Annotated in this window: 17 protein-coding genes and 1 rRNA gene (1 of these 18 running past the window's edge); 15 read left to right on the top strand and 3 right to left on the bottom strand. The window is 44.1% G+C overall.

Annotated features, from left to right (window positions below):
• Nucleotides 1-73 precede the first annotated feature (73 nt).
• Entirely contained in the window at nt 74-355 is a 282-nt protein-coding gene (locus EUBREC_RS01430; RefSeq protein ID WP_012741243.1) for a helix-turn-helix domain-containing protein, read from the top strand.
• Nucleotides 339-923 carry a HipA domain-containing protein gene (locus tag EUBREC_RS01435; RefSeq protein WP_012741244.1) on the top strand — a complete coding sequence of 195 codons (585 nt, stop codon included), beginning with the start codon at nt 339-341 and terminating at the stop codon, nt 921-923. The genes EUBREC_RS01430 and EUBREC_RS01435 overlap by 17 nt, the downstream gene beginning before the upstream one ends.
• A gap of 91 nt (nt 924-1,014) precedes the next feature.
• Here EUBREC_RS01435 and EUBREC_RS01440 read toward each other — a convergent pair whose 3' ends face one another.
• The 3 genes from EUBREC_RS01440 to EUBREC_RS01450 all read right to left on the bottom strand — a co-directional run bounded on the left by EUBREC_RS01440 (nt 1,015) and on the right by EUBREC_RS01450 (nt 3,107).
• On the bottom strand, nt 1,015-1,614 hold the full coding sequence (locus EUBREC_RS01440; protein WP_012741245.1) for a TIGR04100 family radical SAM protein: 600 nt from the start codon (nt 1,612-1,614) through the stop codon (nt 1,015-1,017).
• On the bottom strand, nt 1,614-2,159 hold the full coding sequence (locus EUBREC_RS01445; protein WP_012741246.1) for a TIGR04002 family protein: 546 nt from the start codon (nt 2,157-2,159) through the stop codon (nt 1,614-1,616). The genes EUBREC_RS01440 and EUBREC_RS01445 overlap by 1 nt, the downstream gene beginning before the upstream one ends.
• Before the next feature lie 99 nt (nt 2,160-2,258).
• The gene (locus tag EUBREC_RS01450; protein ID WP_041254414.1) at nt 2,259-3,107 is read right to left on the bottom strand and encodes a pyridoxamine kinase; all 849 of its coding nucleotides are present in this window, start codon (nt 3,105-3,107) and stop codon (nt 2,259-2,261) included.
• 268 nt (nt 3,108-3,375) lie between these two features.
• Between EUBREC_RS01450 and EUBREC_RS01455 the strand changes: the two genes are divergently transcribed.
• The 13 genes from EUBREC_RS01455 to EUBREC_RS01515 all read left to right on the top strand — a co-directional run.
• Nucleotides 3,376-3,666, top strand: a complete 291-nt coding sequence (locus tag EUBREC_RS01455) for a CarD family transcriptional regulator (protein ID WP_012741248.1) — start codon at nt 3,376-3,378, stop codon at nt 3,664-3,666.
• A 26-nt stretch (nt 3,667-3,692) separates the two neighbouring features.
• Entirely contained in the window at nt 3,693-3,977 is a 285-nt protein-coding gene (locus tag EUBREC_RS01460) for a hypothetical protein (protein ID WP_012741249.1), read from the top strand.
• Nucleotides 3,978-3,986: 9 nt separating this feature from the next.
• On the top strand, nt 3,987-4,637 hold the full coding sequence (locus tag EUBREC_RS01465; RefSeq protein ID WP_012741250.1) for a YesL family protein: 651 nt from the start codon (nt 3,987-3,989) through the stop codon (nt 4,635-4,637).
• Between the two features lie 44 nt (nt 4,638-4,681).
• Nucleotides 4,682-5,755 carry a 6-phosphofructokinase gene (locus EUBREC_RS01470; protein ID WP_041253799.1) on the top strand — a complete coding sequence of 358 codons (1,074 nt, stop codon included), beginning with the start codon at nt 4,682-4,684 and terminating at the stop codon, nt 5,753-5,755.
• 34 nt (nt 5,756-5,789) lie between these two features.
• Nucleotides 5,790-7,361, top strand: a complete 1,572-nt coding sequence (gene dnaX / locus EUBREC_RS01475) for a DNA polymerase III subunit gamma/tau (protein WP_012741252.1) — start codon at nt 5,790-5,792, stop codon at nt 7,359-7,361.
• A gap of 50 nt (nt 7,362-7,411) precedes the next feature.
• The gene (locus EUBREC_RS01480; RefSeq protein ID WP_012741253.1) at nt 7,412-7,753 is read left to right on the top strand and encodes a YbaB/EbfC family nucleoid-associated protein; all 342 of its coding nucleotides are present in this window, start codon (nt 7,412-7,414) and stop codon (nt 7,751-7,753) included.
• Nucleotides 7,753-8,349, top strand: a complete 597-nt coding sequence (recR, locus tag EUBREC_RS01485; RefSeq protein WP_012741254.1) for a recombination mediator RecR — start codon at nt 7,753-7,755, stop codon at nt 8,347-8,349. The genes EUBREC_RS01480 and recR overlap by 1 nt, the downstream gene beginning before the upstream one ends.
• Before the next feature lie 18 nt (nt 8,350-8,367).
• Nucleotides 8,368-9,204 (top strand): transketolase, encoded by an 837-nt coding sequence (locus EUBREC_RS01490; RefSeq protein WP_022292474.1) that lies wholly within the window; start codon nt 8,368-8,370, stop codon nt 9,202-9,204.
• Nucleotides 9,192-10,133 carry a transketolase family protein gene (locus EUBREC_RS01495; protein WP_012741256.1) on the top strand — a complete coding sequence of 314 codons (942 nt, stop codon included), beginning with the start codon at nt 9,192-9,194 and terminating at the stop codon, nt 10,131-10,133. The genes EUBREC_RS01490 and EUBREC_RS01495 overlap by 13 nt, the downstream gene beginning before the upstream one ends.
• Nucleotides 10,134-10,510: 377 nt before the next feature.
• Complete coding sequence (locus EUBREC_RS01500; protein ID WP_012741259.1) at nt 10,511-11,485, top strand: hypothetical protein; 975 nt, start codon at nt 10,511-10,513, stop codon at nt 11,483-11,485.
• A gap of 34 nt (nt 11,486-11,519) precedes the next feature.
• Nucleotides 11,520-12,707: a DUF5711 family protein gene (locus EUBREC_RS01505; RefSeq protein ID WP_022292471.1), complete on the top strand. Its 1,188-nt coding sequence runs from the start codon at nt 11,520-11,522 to the stop codon at nt 12,705-12,707.
• Nucleotides 12,704-13,318, top strand: a complete 615-nt coding sequence (locus tag EUBREC_RS01510) for a CvpA family protein (RefSeq protein WP_012741261.1) — start codon at nt 12,704-12,706, stop codon at nt 13,316-13,318. The genes EUBREC_RS01505 and EUBREC_RS01510 overlap by 4 nt, the downstream gene beginning before the upstream one ends.
• A gap of 580 nt (nt 13,319-13,898) precedes the next feature.
• Nucleotides 13,899-14,305: ribosomal RNA gene (locus EUBREC_RS01515) — 16S ribosomal RNA — on the top strand (it continues 1,126 nt past the right edge of the window).

Consider the following 14,305-nt stretch of genomic DNA (forward strand, 5'->3'; position numbering starts at 1 on the left):
GAGTTATGAATATTTAGGGATAATATATTAGTTATATCTTGATAAAAATGCCAAAAAGGGATAATATATTAGCATGATTAACTTATATCAAAAAACATGGACAGAAATAAATAACGACATTGCACAAAAAATAGTACGCTTGCGCAAAAGAAAGAAAATCACTCAAAAGCAATTAGCTGCAAGGTCAGGTGTAAGTCTTGGTTCACTTAAGCGATTTGAGCAGAGCGGCGAGATATCCCTGCAATCTTTGACCAAAATTGCTATAGCTCTTGATGTGGAGAACGAACTTGAAGACTTGTTTAATAATGTGCCTTTTGCGTCTATCGAGGAGGTAATTAATGAACAGACTAAATAAGCTGGAAGTCTTTTATCATGAAAGACTCGTCGGAACGATTGCTTTGTACCAAAATCGTCTGGCTGCGTTTGAGTATGACAGTAACTGGCTGGCAAATGGATTTTCCATAAGCCCTTTTCCACTGCCTTTGGAGAAAAAAGTTTTTATACCAAAGATAGATCCGTTTGAGGGACTTTTAGAAACATCTCACAGAATACCAAATCTCGATTATGATATTCTGATGCAGCTTACACTCCAGCTTACCAAATCTATGGAAGAGTGTGAAAAATTGTATAGACTTATGTGCTTTAATGTGTATGCGCATAACAGGGATGACCATTCGAAGAATTTTACTTATCTGTATGATGAAGATGAATGTAGCTGGAAATTGTCACCGGCGTATGACCTCACCTACAGTAATTCAATCGGTGGAGAGCATGCTACCACGGTAAATGGAAATGGTGTAAATCCGGAACTGGATGATATTCTCGCGGTTGCCAAAAAAATTGGATTAAATATGACAATGGCAAGGAAAACCGCACTGAATATAAGAGATTGTGTTAGTGAAATGCTTGGGGAGTATCTATAGTGCAGTGATAATATGTTATCACCTATAAATACCCAGTTTCCGTTATAACTATATTTTATAATGGAAACTGGGTATTTTTTATACTCTATTCTTAATTCGAAAAATGACGTATCTTCAGATGAATACCCCTCTCATCAGCAATCTGCTGACAGGTTTTTATATCCTCCTCAGGGAGCACATCCACGATAGAAAGCTGTGTATGCTTGATCATGCGGTTGCATTCCTCAGCAAAATCCAGCATAGCCTCATAAGCATTGTCAAAGGTTGGTCTTGTGACCTTATTGTATTCCTCGGCATTTGCAGCATTCAAGCTGATGGAAACCGAATCAATATACTCAGCAAGCTCCGGCACGATATCTCTTCCGTGATAGAGATTTCCTAGTCCGTTAGTGTTTACGCGGATAGGAAGCTTATACTTTTCCTTCACATATTTAGCTGTTTTCTCAAGGATATCCAGCGCGCAGGTTGGTTCACCGTAGCCGCAGAAGACGAATTCCTCATATCCTGTAAAATCAAAAGCATCAATTGCGGCGATTATTTCGTCGTATGTCGGATCAACTTTGTGCCAGAGCGTTGTCGCATCGCCTATAGCGTCCTTCTGAGAGCGTATACAGAATGTACAAGCGCAGTCACATTTATTTGTGATATTTGCATAAACCTCGTTTTTGTATGTATAGATTATATCAGCCATTATTTAGTCTCCTCCAATGTGAAAAATCTTCTCTTGAATCCGATTTTATCGAGCACCAGTCCAAGAATAACAAATATTATAGCACTTCCGCCGCTTTGTATACAGCTTCCCGGAACAGAAACCGGAATTATTGCGATGAGACCGGTGAAGGCCTGCTTTGTGAAACCATATGTGATAAATGCCTCTGCAATGGCATAGCCGGTTGCGGAAATTGCGAAAGCTATGATTGTCGATACTACATTTCTCACGGTCACAATTTTATCTGATTTGTTGGTAAACGGGATGGATATGAGTGCCTTTATGATGATTGTTGCAGGCGCCCAGATAGGTGCGGTCAGCAAATCTGCCATGCCACCGCCGATAGCTGCGGCTGTCATTGCATACGGCCATGGAAGGAGGCACGCTGCGATATAGATAAGGCTATCGCCAAAATGAATATATCCGCCATTCTGTCCAACCGGAATGTGGCATATATATGCTGTAAAAATAGTAATCATGGCTGCCATGAGGGCAGTAAATGTGAGTTTTTTAACCTGTGAGTTCATAAAAATATGTTCTCCTTTGTTTTGTGTTAAGCCTAACTTAAGAGGTCAACTGACAATTCGAAAAATTTTCTGCAAAGGGTGATAAGAATCACATAAACATCACATCAGCTCCCGCAAAAACTTCTCGAAATTCACTCCGTCATTCGGTGCGGTGTCATCATTCATGGTATCTGCGATGCTGTCATACAGGAATTTTCCGGCGCGCTCAGCGGCCTCCTCTGTGGAAAATCCGTTCAGCCTGCTTCCGCATATAACAGATGCAAACAGATCGCCGGTGCCGGAAAAGCTCACGTCGAAAAAGTGTGATCTGTGGGTTGTAGTACCGTTTGCGGTAGTCACGAGATTGTAGATAAAGGGCGACTTATCATCCCTGCATTTGATACCGGTGATGATTACATCCTGATTTTTGCCGGACAGACATCGCAGCTTCTCACTTATCTCTGCTGCAATCGGCAGGAGCACATCCTTTCTCGTGTCGCTGTATACCTTTTCAATATCATAGTCTGCCAAAAGGCATGCCTCGGTCAGATTTGGTGTGATGACATCGGCCTTCCTGGAAAGAGCCTTCATGCCATCCAAAAGAGCGGCAGAGTATATGCCGTAGGTTCTGCCGTCATCGCCCATCACAGGGTCCACGAGCAGCATCGTGTTTTTCTCATAAAATACATCCAAAAAATCCATAAAAAGCTCAATCTGCTTTGAGCCTGTCATGAAACCGCTGTAAATGCCGTCAAAATGGGCATTATTTTTCTGCCAGTTGTCGATGTAGTCCTTAATCATGGCTGTCAGGTCTGTGCATTTATGATATTCATATCCTGTCTGGTTTGTCAGCACTGCTGATGCCATGGGACAGCACTGTACGCCCTGCGCGGACAGTACTGGAATTGCGGCGGTCAGAGAGCATTTTCCAAAGCCGGACAAATCGTTAAAAACGGCTGCTTTCTTCATATATCCTCCAAATTTTTTGGCTGAATTTTTTATGTTCATTTGCGGCGACATTTACTCCCACTAGGCTAAGAAATTATGAAAGCGTATGTTACATGTGAATGTCGCACCACAAATGTACAGTTGTAGGCCAATATAGGATAAGTATACATGCGTCTGACCATATTTCTATGACCAGAAAGATAAAAAAATAAATGCCAGATAAAATGTTTTTGAAAAAGAACGCTGTCTGTGATATTATAGATGTGTATGTAAATACGGAGGTAAAAGCATGTTTCAAAAGAAACAGATTATATATAGTGAAACCCTTGGCGTATGCGTGGTTGACAACATAGTATCGCTTGCGGCATCTAAGAGAGAAAAGGCGGTGCCGTACTATGTGCTTAAGCCTGTGTTTGAGGACAAGGTGTCATATATACCGGTAGAGCATCACCGGGTGGTACTGCGTGATATGTTCACCAGAGAAGAAGCTCTAAAGCTTAAGGAAACTGAGCAGTATAAGAATGATAAGCACCTTAGGCAGGCAGTTGACTATGTACTGGACAAGGTGGCTATAAAATAAAATTACAACAAGGAGGACAGGATTACATGGGACAGCAGCATGCAATACACAAATTTGTGCTGGGAACCAAGGACTTCGATGATAAGCAGTCAGAGTTCATGTACGATAAAGGCTGGTACAGCATCACAGATATAGTAGGTGAGGAGAAAAATATCATCTACAAGTCAAGAAATGCCCAGGAGGCATATCTTAAGTGGAATATCTATATCGGCAGGAAAAAGGAACGCCTCACACCTGAGGAGAGGAAGAGGCAGCGTGAAGAACGCTATGAGAAAAAGAGAGAACAAAACAGAGAGCACCACAGGATATAGGAGGGCATTATGGGCATTTTCAACATAGACAACAAATTTTTCAGAGCATTAAACAAACTGGTAGATATGGTTATTTTGAGCTTTTGCTGGATCATATCATGCATACCTGTTTTTACAATAGGAGCGGCATCCACAGCACTTTACGATACATCGCGCCGTGTCATCCATCACGATGAGGGCTATGTGTGGAGAGGCTACTGGCATGCGTTTAAGGTAAATTTCAAGCAGGCCACCAAGGCATGGCTGGTACAGCTTATAATACTTATCGTGCTTTTGGGAGATATTTATATTACGTGGTCAGGTCTTAAGACAGGCAATCAGTGGGGAACCTTCTCCATCGTGTTCATCATAATGGCACTTATTGCCGCAGCCTGGGCCATATACACATCAGCGTATATTTCACGATTTGAGCAGGTCACAAAGATAACCCTTAAGAATACAATACTCATTCTTATCGCCAACCTGCCGTGGACATTATTGGTCATAGTGATACTTGTGGTATCACTTATACTTGCATGGATTATTATTCCACTCATTTTCATACTTCCTGTCGGCGCAGCACTCACCTATGAGTTTATTTTTGAGCGTATTTTCAGAAAGCTCATGAATGAGGAGGATAGGCTCCGCGAGGAGGAGAAGGATAAGGAGTACAGGGATTAGCATAATAAAAGACAATCATAATAATGCATAAGGAGGAAGCAGCAATGAAGAAAATTGGAATGCTTACCAGCGGAGGAGACTGCCAGGCACTTAACGCAGCCATGAGAGGTGTGGTAAAGGCGCTGGCACACAATATCGACGAGCTTGAGATTTACGGCTTTGAGAACGGGTACAAGGGACTCATATATGAGAACTACAGAATACTCACATCAAAGGATTTTTCGGGCATCCTGACAAAGGGCGGCACAATACTCGGCTCATCAAGACAGCCTTTTAAGCTTATGAGAGTGCCGGATGAGAACGGACTGGACAAGGTTGCAGCCATGAAAAACACATACAAGAAGCTTGGTCTTGACTGTCTCGTTATTCTGGGCGGAAACGGCACACAAAAGACAGCCAATCTTCTCAGGGAAGAGGGACTTAATATCATTCATCTGCCAAAGACAATCGACAATGATATCTACGGCACAGATGTGACCTTTGGCTTCCAGAGCGCGATCAATATAGCTACAGATGCAATCGACTGCATCCACACCACAGCAGCATCCCACAACCGTGTATTTATCGTTGAGGTTATGGGCCACAAGGTAGGCTGGCTCACACTGTACGCAGGTGTTGCGGGCGGTGCAGACATCATTCTGCTTCCTGAGATACCATACGATATTGACAAGGTCGTAGATGCCATCCACAAGAGAACAAAGGAGGGCAAGGGCTTTACCATTCTTGCAGTAGCAGAGGGAGCCATCTCCAAGGAGGATGCAGCCCTTTCCAAAAAGGAATACAGGAAGAAGCTTGCAAAGAGCAAATACCCGTCAGTATCATACGAGGTTGCAGACCGCATCAGCGAAAGACTCGGTCTTGAGGTCAGAGTGGCAGTTCCGGGACATACACAGCGAGGCGGCAGCCCATGTCCTTACGACAGAGTGCTTTGTACACGTCTTGGCTCAGCAGCAGCAAAGGCCATCATGGATGAGGATTACGGCTGCATGATAGCCATGGTAAACGGACAGACAAAGAGGGTTCCGCTTGCCGACGTAGCAGGAAAGCTTAAGACTGTAGATCCAAAGAGCCAGATGATCAAGGAAGCAAAGCGCACCGGCATCTGCTTCGGAGATTAAGCAGCAATATTAGATATAAGGAAGGTGAAAAGGCGTGTCTTATCAGGCCCTATACCGTAAGTTCCGTCCACAGGAGTTCGAGGACGTAAAGGGACAGGAACACATTGTAACAACACTGAAAAACCAGATAAAAGCTGACAGAATAGGGCATGCCTATTTATTTTGCGGTACGAGAGGTACGGGAAAGACCACTGTGGCCAAGATATTTGCAAAGGCAGTCAACTGTGAGCACCCTGTAGACGGAAGCCCGTGCGGCGAATGTCCGTCGTGCAGGGCAATCACTGAGGGCTCATCCATGAATGTCATAGAGATAGATGCAGCGTCAAACAACGGCGTGGACAATATCAGACAGATTCGTGAGGAGGTCACATACCGCCCGACAGAGGGCAGGTACAAGGTCTATATCATCGACGAGGTTCACATGCTTTCGGCAGGAGCCTTCAATGCACTTTTAAAAACACTCGAGGAGCCGCCGAGCTACGTTATATTTATACTGGCGACCACCGAGGCACACAAGATACCGATTACTATCCTGTCCAGATGCCAGCGCTATGATTTTCACAGGATTTCCATAGATACGATTGCATCTAGACTCAGCGATTTGATGGAACAGGAGCATGTGGAGGTTGAGGAGCGCGCCATAAGGTACGTGGCCAAGGCAGGAGACGGCTCCATGAGAGATGCGTTAAGTCTCCTTGACCAGTGCATTGCTTTCCATCTGGGAGAGAAGCTCACCTATGAAAATGTGCTCGAGGTGCTTGGAGCGGTGGACACAGAGGTGTTTTCAAGGCTCTTAAGGCGCATACTCGACGAGGATGTGACAGGCGCCATCCGCATACTGGGCGAGCTCATAGATGAGGGCAGGGAGCTGTCGCAGCTTGTCAATGATTTCACCTGGTATATGAGGAATCTTTTGCTTTTGCAGAGCTCAGACGATATGGAGGAGGTGCTCGACATCTCCAAGGACAATCTTGAGGCACTTAAGGAAGAGGCAGCGCTTGTAAAGCCTGAGACACTCATCAGGTATATCAGGGTATTTTCCGAGTTGTCCAGCCAGGTAAAGTTTGCATCGCAAAAGCGTATTATGGTCGAGATAGCCATAATAAAGCTGTGCAGGCCGCAGATGGAAAAGAGCTATGATTCGGTGCTTGACCGCATAAACAGCATAGAGAAAAAGCTTGAAAAGGGTATACCTATAGCGGCACAGGCTGCGCAGACACAGGATATGCAGCAGGCCGCAGCAAGCGAGCCTATAGTGAAAAAGGAGCTTCCCAAAGCAATACCACAGGATATCTCAGAGCTCATGAAGCACTGGAAATCCATACTTTCGGAGATGGGAGCAACATCAAAGGTTTATCTGAACAAGGCTGTGACATCGCTGGGCAATTCATCTGACCTGATTTTAATGTTTGATGATGAGAATGCGTATGAGTATCTCTCTGAAAACCGTGCAGGCTGTATGGATACGCTGGCTTCGCTTATAGAAAAGCGTATAGGCAAAAAAGTCGAGGTGACGGTCAAGAAAAATAATTCCGCAGTCAGCGCAAAGGAAGCGGTTGTGGACTTGACAGATATGATAAATTTTGATATAGAGGAAGAAAACTAAGTTATAAACAGGGCTGGGATTAGCCCATCAAAAACAAGGAGGACGCCAGAATGGCAAGAAGAGGTGGATTCCCTGGAGGAATGCCGGGAAACATGAACAATCTTATGAAACAGGCGCAGAAGATGCAGCGTCAGATGGAGGAGGCTCAGAAGCAGCTTGAGGATGCTGAGGTTACAGCAAAGGCAGGCGGCGGAGCAGTCGAAGTCACTGTTTCTGGAAAAAAGGAAATCACAAAGGTCAAATTATCTGAGGAGGTAGTGGATCCTGACGATATCGAGATGCTCGAGGATCTCATCATGGCAGCAACCAATGAGGCGCTTCGCCAGATTGATGAGCAGTCACAGGCATCTATGTCCAAAATTACCGGTGGCCTGGGTGGCGGTCTGTTTTAATGGATTTTTACAGCAGTGAGATATCAAAATTAATAGAGGAGCTGTCACAGCTTCCGGGAATCGGAGCCAAGACAGCGCAGAGACTGGCATTTCATATCATAAATATGCCAAAGGAGCAGGCAAAATCGCTCTCTGACGCCATAATCGATGCGAAGGAGCATGTCAGATACTGCAAATGCTGCTATACACTCACAGATGACGAGCTATGCCCCATCTGCAAGGATGCGGCAAGAGACCACAAGACCATCATGGTTGTTGAGAATACGAGGGATCTTGTGGCATACGAAAAGACCGGTAAATATGAGGGAGTGTATCATGTGCTTGGTGGCGCAATTTCACCCATGCTTGGCATAGGCCCTGCAGATATCCGTCTGAAGGAGCTTATGGTTCGCCTTGAAAAAGACGTAGACGAGGTCATTATAGCGACCAATTCAAGCCTGGAGGGCGAGACTACGGCCATGTATATCAGCAAGCTCATCAAGCCTACCGGCATCAAAGTGACACGAATCGCAAGCGGAGTTCCCGTAGGAGGCGATTTGGAATATATTGACGAGGTGACCCTGCTTAGGGCGCTTCAGGGAAGAACAGAGATATAAATGATAGAAGGAGACATCATGAACAATCTTGAACTTGAGAAGATGGCGAATGAAATTCGCAAGGACATTGTGACAGCAGTTCACAGTGCCAAATCCGGACATCCGGGTGGATCACTTTCATCAGCAGATATTTTTACATATCTGTATTTTGAGGAGATGAATGTAGACCCTGCCAATCCTAAATGGGAGGACAGGGACCGTTTCGTGCTCTCAAAGGGACACGTAGCACCGGGACTTTACTCTACACTCGCAGAGAAAGGATATTTTCCAAAGGAGGATTTAAAGACACTCCGTCATACAGGCTCATATCTGCAGGGACATCCTGATATGAAGCACATCCCTGGCATTGATATGTCAAGCGGCTCTCTCGGACAGGGTGTATCTGTCGCAGTAGGAATGGCTGCAGCAGGAAAATATGACAAGAAGGATTACCGTGTATACACACTCACAGGAGATGGCGAGATTCAGGAGGGACAGATCTGGGAGGCAGCCATGTGGGCAGGCCACCGCAAGCTCGACAACCTCGTAGTCATCGTTGACAACAACAACCTCCAGATAGACGGTTCTGTTGAGGATGTATGCTCACCATACCCAATCGACAAGAAGTTTGAGGCATTCAATTTCCACGTAATCAATATCGATGGCAACGATTTTGACCAGATCAGGGCAGCCTTCAAGGAAGCCCGTGAGACAAAGGGCATGCCTACAGCCATTATCGCAAAGACTGTAAAGGGCAAGGGCGTATCCTTCATGGAAAATGCCGCAGGATGGCATGGAAAGGCTCCAAATGACGAGGAGTATGAAATTGCAATGGCAGACTTAGAAAAGGCAGGTGAAGCATTATGTCAGAAGTAAAGAAAATCGCTACAAGAGATAGCTACGGAAACGCACTCGTAGAGCTTGGAAAAGCACACGATGACCTTATTGTACTTGATGCTGACCTGGCAGGTGCCACAAAGACCTGTATCTTCCAGAAGGAGTTTCCTGAGCGTCACTGGGACTGCGGAATCGCAGAGTGTAATATGACAGGTATCGCAGCAGGACTTGCTACATGCGGCAAGGTGCCTTTTATCAGCTCATTTGCCATGTTTGCAGCAGGAAGAAACTATGACCAGGTAAGAAACTCAATCGGATATCCTCATCTCAATGTCAAGATAGGTGCCACACATGCAGGAATCTCTGTAGGTGAGGACGGAGCTACACATCAGTGCCTCGAGGACCTTTCGCTCATGAGAGAAATCCCGGGCATGGTTGTAATAAACCCATCAGACGATGTGGAGGCAAGAGCCGCAGTAAAGGCTGCATATGACCATGTGGGCCCTGTATACCTTAGATTCGGCAGACTTGCAGTGCCTGTAATCAACGACACACCGGACTACAAGTTTGAAATCGGAAAGGGTATTGTACTCAAGGAAGGCAAGGATGTATCTATATTTGCAACAGGACTTGAGGTATCAGAGACACTTGAGGCAGCAAAAATGCTCGCAGCAGACGGCATAGATGCTGAGGTTATCAATATCCATACAATCAAGCCAATCGATAGAGAGCTGATTGTTAAATCTGTATCAAAGACAGGCAAGGCAGTTACAGTAGAGGAACATTCTATCAATGGAGGACTCGGAAGTGCTGTGGCAGAGGTACTCTGTGAGGAGCAGCCTGCAAAGCTTCTGCGTATCGGTGTTGAGGACCGTTTCGGCGAGTCAGGACCGGCAGTGGAGCTTATCCACAAGTATGGACTGGATGCAGAGGGCATCTACAACAAAGTAAAGAATTATATGAAGTAGTGGATTTTATGTGCTTCGCACTTGGAGGCTGTGTTCACCGGTGCAGCATACAGTATATTCCTCAGAAAAATATGAAGTCAGCCGCAGGATTTCGTGTGGATAGCGTGTGGAATGAGTTTAGTCATTCTTGCTATTTTACATAATGGAACCCTGCGGCAGTTCATATTGTTTCTTCGGAACATGCTGTATGCTTTCCGGTGGTATGTAGTTTGTTGAGTGCGAAGCATTTTACTTCTTCATATGTGTGAAAAGTCGGGCGCATGGGTTCATGCGCCCTTTTTTCGTTGGGGATTAACTGCAAAATACCTTTATAATCGCACAATTTTGCATAAATTTACATTTTGCAAGTGCTATGCTGACCGAAAAAGGAGGCTGGCATGATAGATATTGTGACGAACAACGTCAGGCAGATTGGCACACCGGCGGATGAGGGCCGGGTTTACATATCGGAGAAAGCGTACAAGCGCATAAAGACAGAGGGCTTTAAGGATAAAGAGGTTTTTGTACTTATGGGGCATACGGAGAGCAGCGGAGGCAGGTATGCAACATTTGTGGAGGCGGCGATTGCAGTATATGATATGGAGTTTGACAAAAATGCGCCTCTTTGGACCAACAAGGTATGGAGCAGGGTGTTTGCGGAGATAAAGAAAAGCTACGAGGAGCTGATTATCGTCGGATGGGCATTCAGGCAGGAGGATTTTCCGGCTGAGCCAACACCCATGCTTGAAAATATACACAGGGAGCATTTTGGCGGCGCTCATCAGCTTATGTTCCTTTTGAACAGGACCGAGCAGGAGGAAAACTTCTTTATCAAAAAGAATAATCATCTGAAGAAAAAGACAGGCTTTTTTGTATATTACCGCATGAATGAGCATTGTGATAGTGCTGACAGCTATAATGAAACTGACACCTGCAATAAAACCTACAGCTATAGTAATGCAAACAACAATAATAAAATAGACAGTTATAGTAATGCCGATGACAATAATAAAAGCAGCAACCGGTATGAGGACACTGACACAGCGGCCAAAAGCAGCTACAGCCGGATACATAGAAGAGCTTCGGCAGATGACAGGATCAATGTGTCGTTTCCTGAGGAATTTGGCAGCATATCGAAAGAACGTGGCCGGTACAGAAAAGCCATGGAGGCAGGAAAAGAAGAGCGCAAGGGTTCGTTTGCATCTGTAGTGATGATTGCAGCGATAGCAGTGCTTATAGTGCTTATCGGGCTTAAAGCCGGCGCTGGAATGAGCGGCACAATAGACAAAAAGGAGACACTTCCTGCCATGTCCACAGAAGAAGATTTAATTCCTGTGGAAAAAATATCCGGTGAATGGTATACTGACAAGTAACAAATATTTTGGAAGTAGACAAAAGGATAAGATTATGGCACGGAAATCAGACTTTAAAACTGTCGAGACCGATTTGGACGAGCTCGAGGAGAAAATACGAAAGCATAGAAGAAAAATAGCAAAAAGAATAATAATAGTCGTGGCAGCAGTCGTGGCTTTATTTCTTATAGTATGGTTGTGGATGGCGCTGCGCACCTACAAGTCATTTGACGTCAAAAACAGCGTGGAGCAGAAGGACAAGAGTGCGGTGTCATTCGTGGATTTCTGCGGAGCAGTAGTGGAGTACAGCAATGATGGTGTATTGTATACAGACTCAGACGGAAACCGTATATGGAACCAGGCATTTGAGATGTCATCGCCACAGGTAGTTACATGCGAAAGCTTTATGACTATCTATGACAGGGGTGGAACAGACCTCTATATCATGGACAAGAAGGGAGTAAAAAAAGAAATAGGAACATCGTGGCCTATTATAAAAGCCTGCATAGCAAGCCAGGGCACAGTGGCAGTCCTTGTCAGTGAGAATGAAAATTATTATGTAAAGCTGTATGATGTAAACGGAAAAGAGCTGGCAAGTGGTGAGTTTTTCGGAGAACAGAAGAACATACCTGTTGATATAGCTCTTTCATATGATGCTAAAAAACTGGCTGTAGATATGATAGATGTCTCCGGAGGAAAGACGGACAGCGTTATATCCTTTTACAATTTTGGATCAGTAGGACAAAATGAGATAGACAACAATGTCGGCACCTACAAGTATGAGAATCAGCTCATACCTGAAATAGCATATGTTTCCGACAGCAGGATGATAGCAGTTTCAGATCAGAATATTATGGTATTTGACGGAAGCCAGAAGCCAAAGCTCAAGCAGACTATTAAGCTGGAAAAGTTGATAGACAGCGTATTTTACAATAATAAATATATAGGAGTAGCATACTCCAACAATGATAAAAATTGCACCAGTCATATCAAGCTTTATGATTTTAACGGTAAGATGCTTATGGAAAACGACACAGCTATTGCCTACAATAGTATAGAGTTTGACAGCAATAACGAGGTGTGCGTCACAGGAGACACAGCATGTGAGATATACACCATACACGGAGTTAAGAAATTCTATCATACATTTGACAACAAACTGTACAAGGTGATGTATAAATCGGGTATGAATAACTATATCTTCATCTATGACGGCGCAATGGACGAGGTGAGACTGAAATGAATTGGCTGTTAATTGCGGTAATATGTATTATTGCGTGGAATGTGGTGAGAGGCTACACAAGAGGTGTGCTTCGCATGGTATATTCGCTTGCAGCCTGGATAGTAATGCTTGCTGCATCAACCATGGCAGCCCCATATGTCAGGGATCAGATATTATCACAGACAGGAATAGAGCCCGTAATTTTAAACGGTATTGAAAAACAAATAGCTGCACAGGGGCAAAAAGCCACAGGCGATTTTGATATGGCAAACATATTGCTGCAGCAATCCGGAGCATACGACACCATATCCGCACAGCTTACAAATGCCATTATGACAGGTTTGTCATTTTTTATAGTATTTTTTTTGCTGGGAATAGTGGCATACATAGTCCGTCACATCATCAGAAAAATAGAAAGGGTGCCTGTTATTGGCACTGTGAACCGGATTGCAGGCTTTGCAGTAGGTTTTATTAAGGGAATGGTCATCGTATGGCTGCTCCTTGCCCTGACATCATTATTTGCCGCATCTGAAATAGGACAGACAATGACAGCATATATAAATGATTCTATGATGCTTAAGTATCTGTATGAAAACAATCCTGTCATAAAGCTGATAGAAAATATACTGTAGCTTAAACCGGTGTAATAATGCATAAAAGAGAAAAGTACATAAGCAATAAATGGTATGTGGATAAGTATGTAAATACAATATATAGTTGTGTAAAAACAATGAGAAAAAAATATATATAAAAAGATAAAAAATGTGTTGACTTTATGCGACACAGATGATATTATATCAAAGCTGACTCGCGGGACACATTGAGTTGTAGAGCTTGTGAGTTACAATTTACAAACATGACTTTATAAATATTGCTTTGAAATAAGCTGATTAAATAAGTTATGAAAAAAGTTCTTGACAAATGAAAAACATTTTGATAGAATAAACAAGCTGTCGCAAGACAGAGAACTTAAAACAGAGTTCAAAAAAATAAAAAAGTGCTTGACAAACGAACAGTGATTTGATAAAATGATCAAGCTGTCGCAAGAGAGCAAAACAAAGAACATTGATAACTGAACAGTGAGAAACCTTGAAAGATTTTGAGAATCAATCAGAACGCTTCAATGAAAATTGAAGACCTTTAAAACAGTAAATTCAGATTCTATCTGAATGAACGAATTAGCCAAGTTTAACTTGACTGAGATCAACTTTTTAACATGAGAGTTTGATCCTGGCTCAGGATGAACGCTGGCGGCGTGCTTAACACATGCAAGTCGAACGAAGCACTTTATTTGATTTCCTTCGGGACTGATTATTTTGTGACTGAGTGGCGGACGGGTGAGTAACGCGTGGGTAACCTGCCTTGTACAGGGGGATAACAGTTGGAAACGGCTGCTAATACCGCATAAGCGCACAGCATCGCATGATGCAGTGTGAAAAACTCCGGTGGTATAAGATGGACCCGCGTTGGATTAGCTAGTTGGTGAGGTAACGGCCCACCAAGGCGACGATCCATAGCCGACCTGAGAGGGTGACCGGCCACATTGGGACTGAGACACGGCCCAAACTCCTACGGGAGGCAGCAGTGGGGAATATTGCACAATGGGCGAAAGCCTGATG

The organism is Agathobacter rectalis ATCC 33656 (genome assembly GCF_000020605.1).
Taxonomy (GTDB): Bacteria; Bacillota; Clostridia; order Lachnospirales; family Lachnospiraceae; genus Roseburia; species Roseburia rectalis.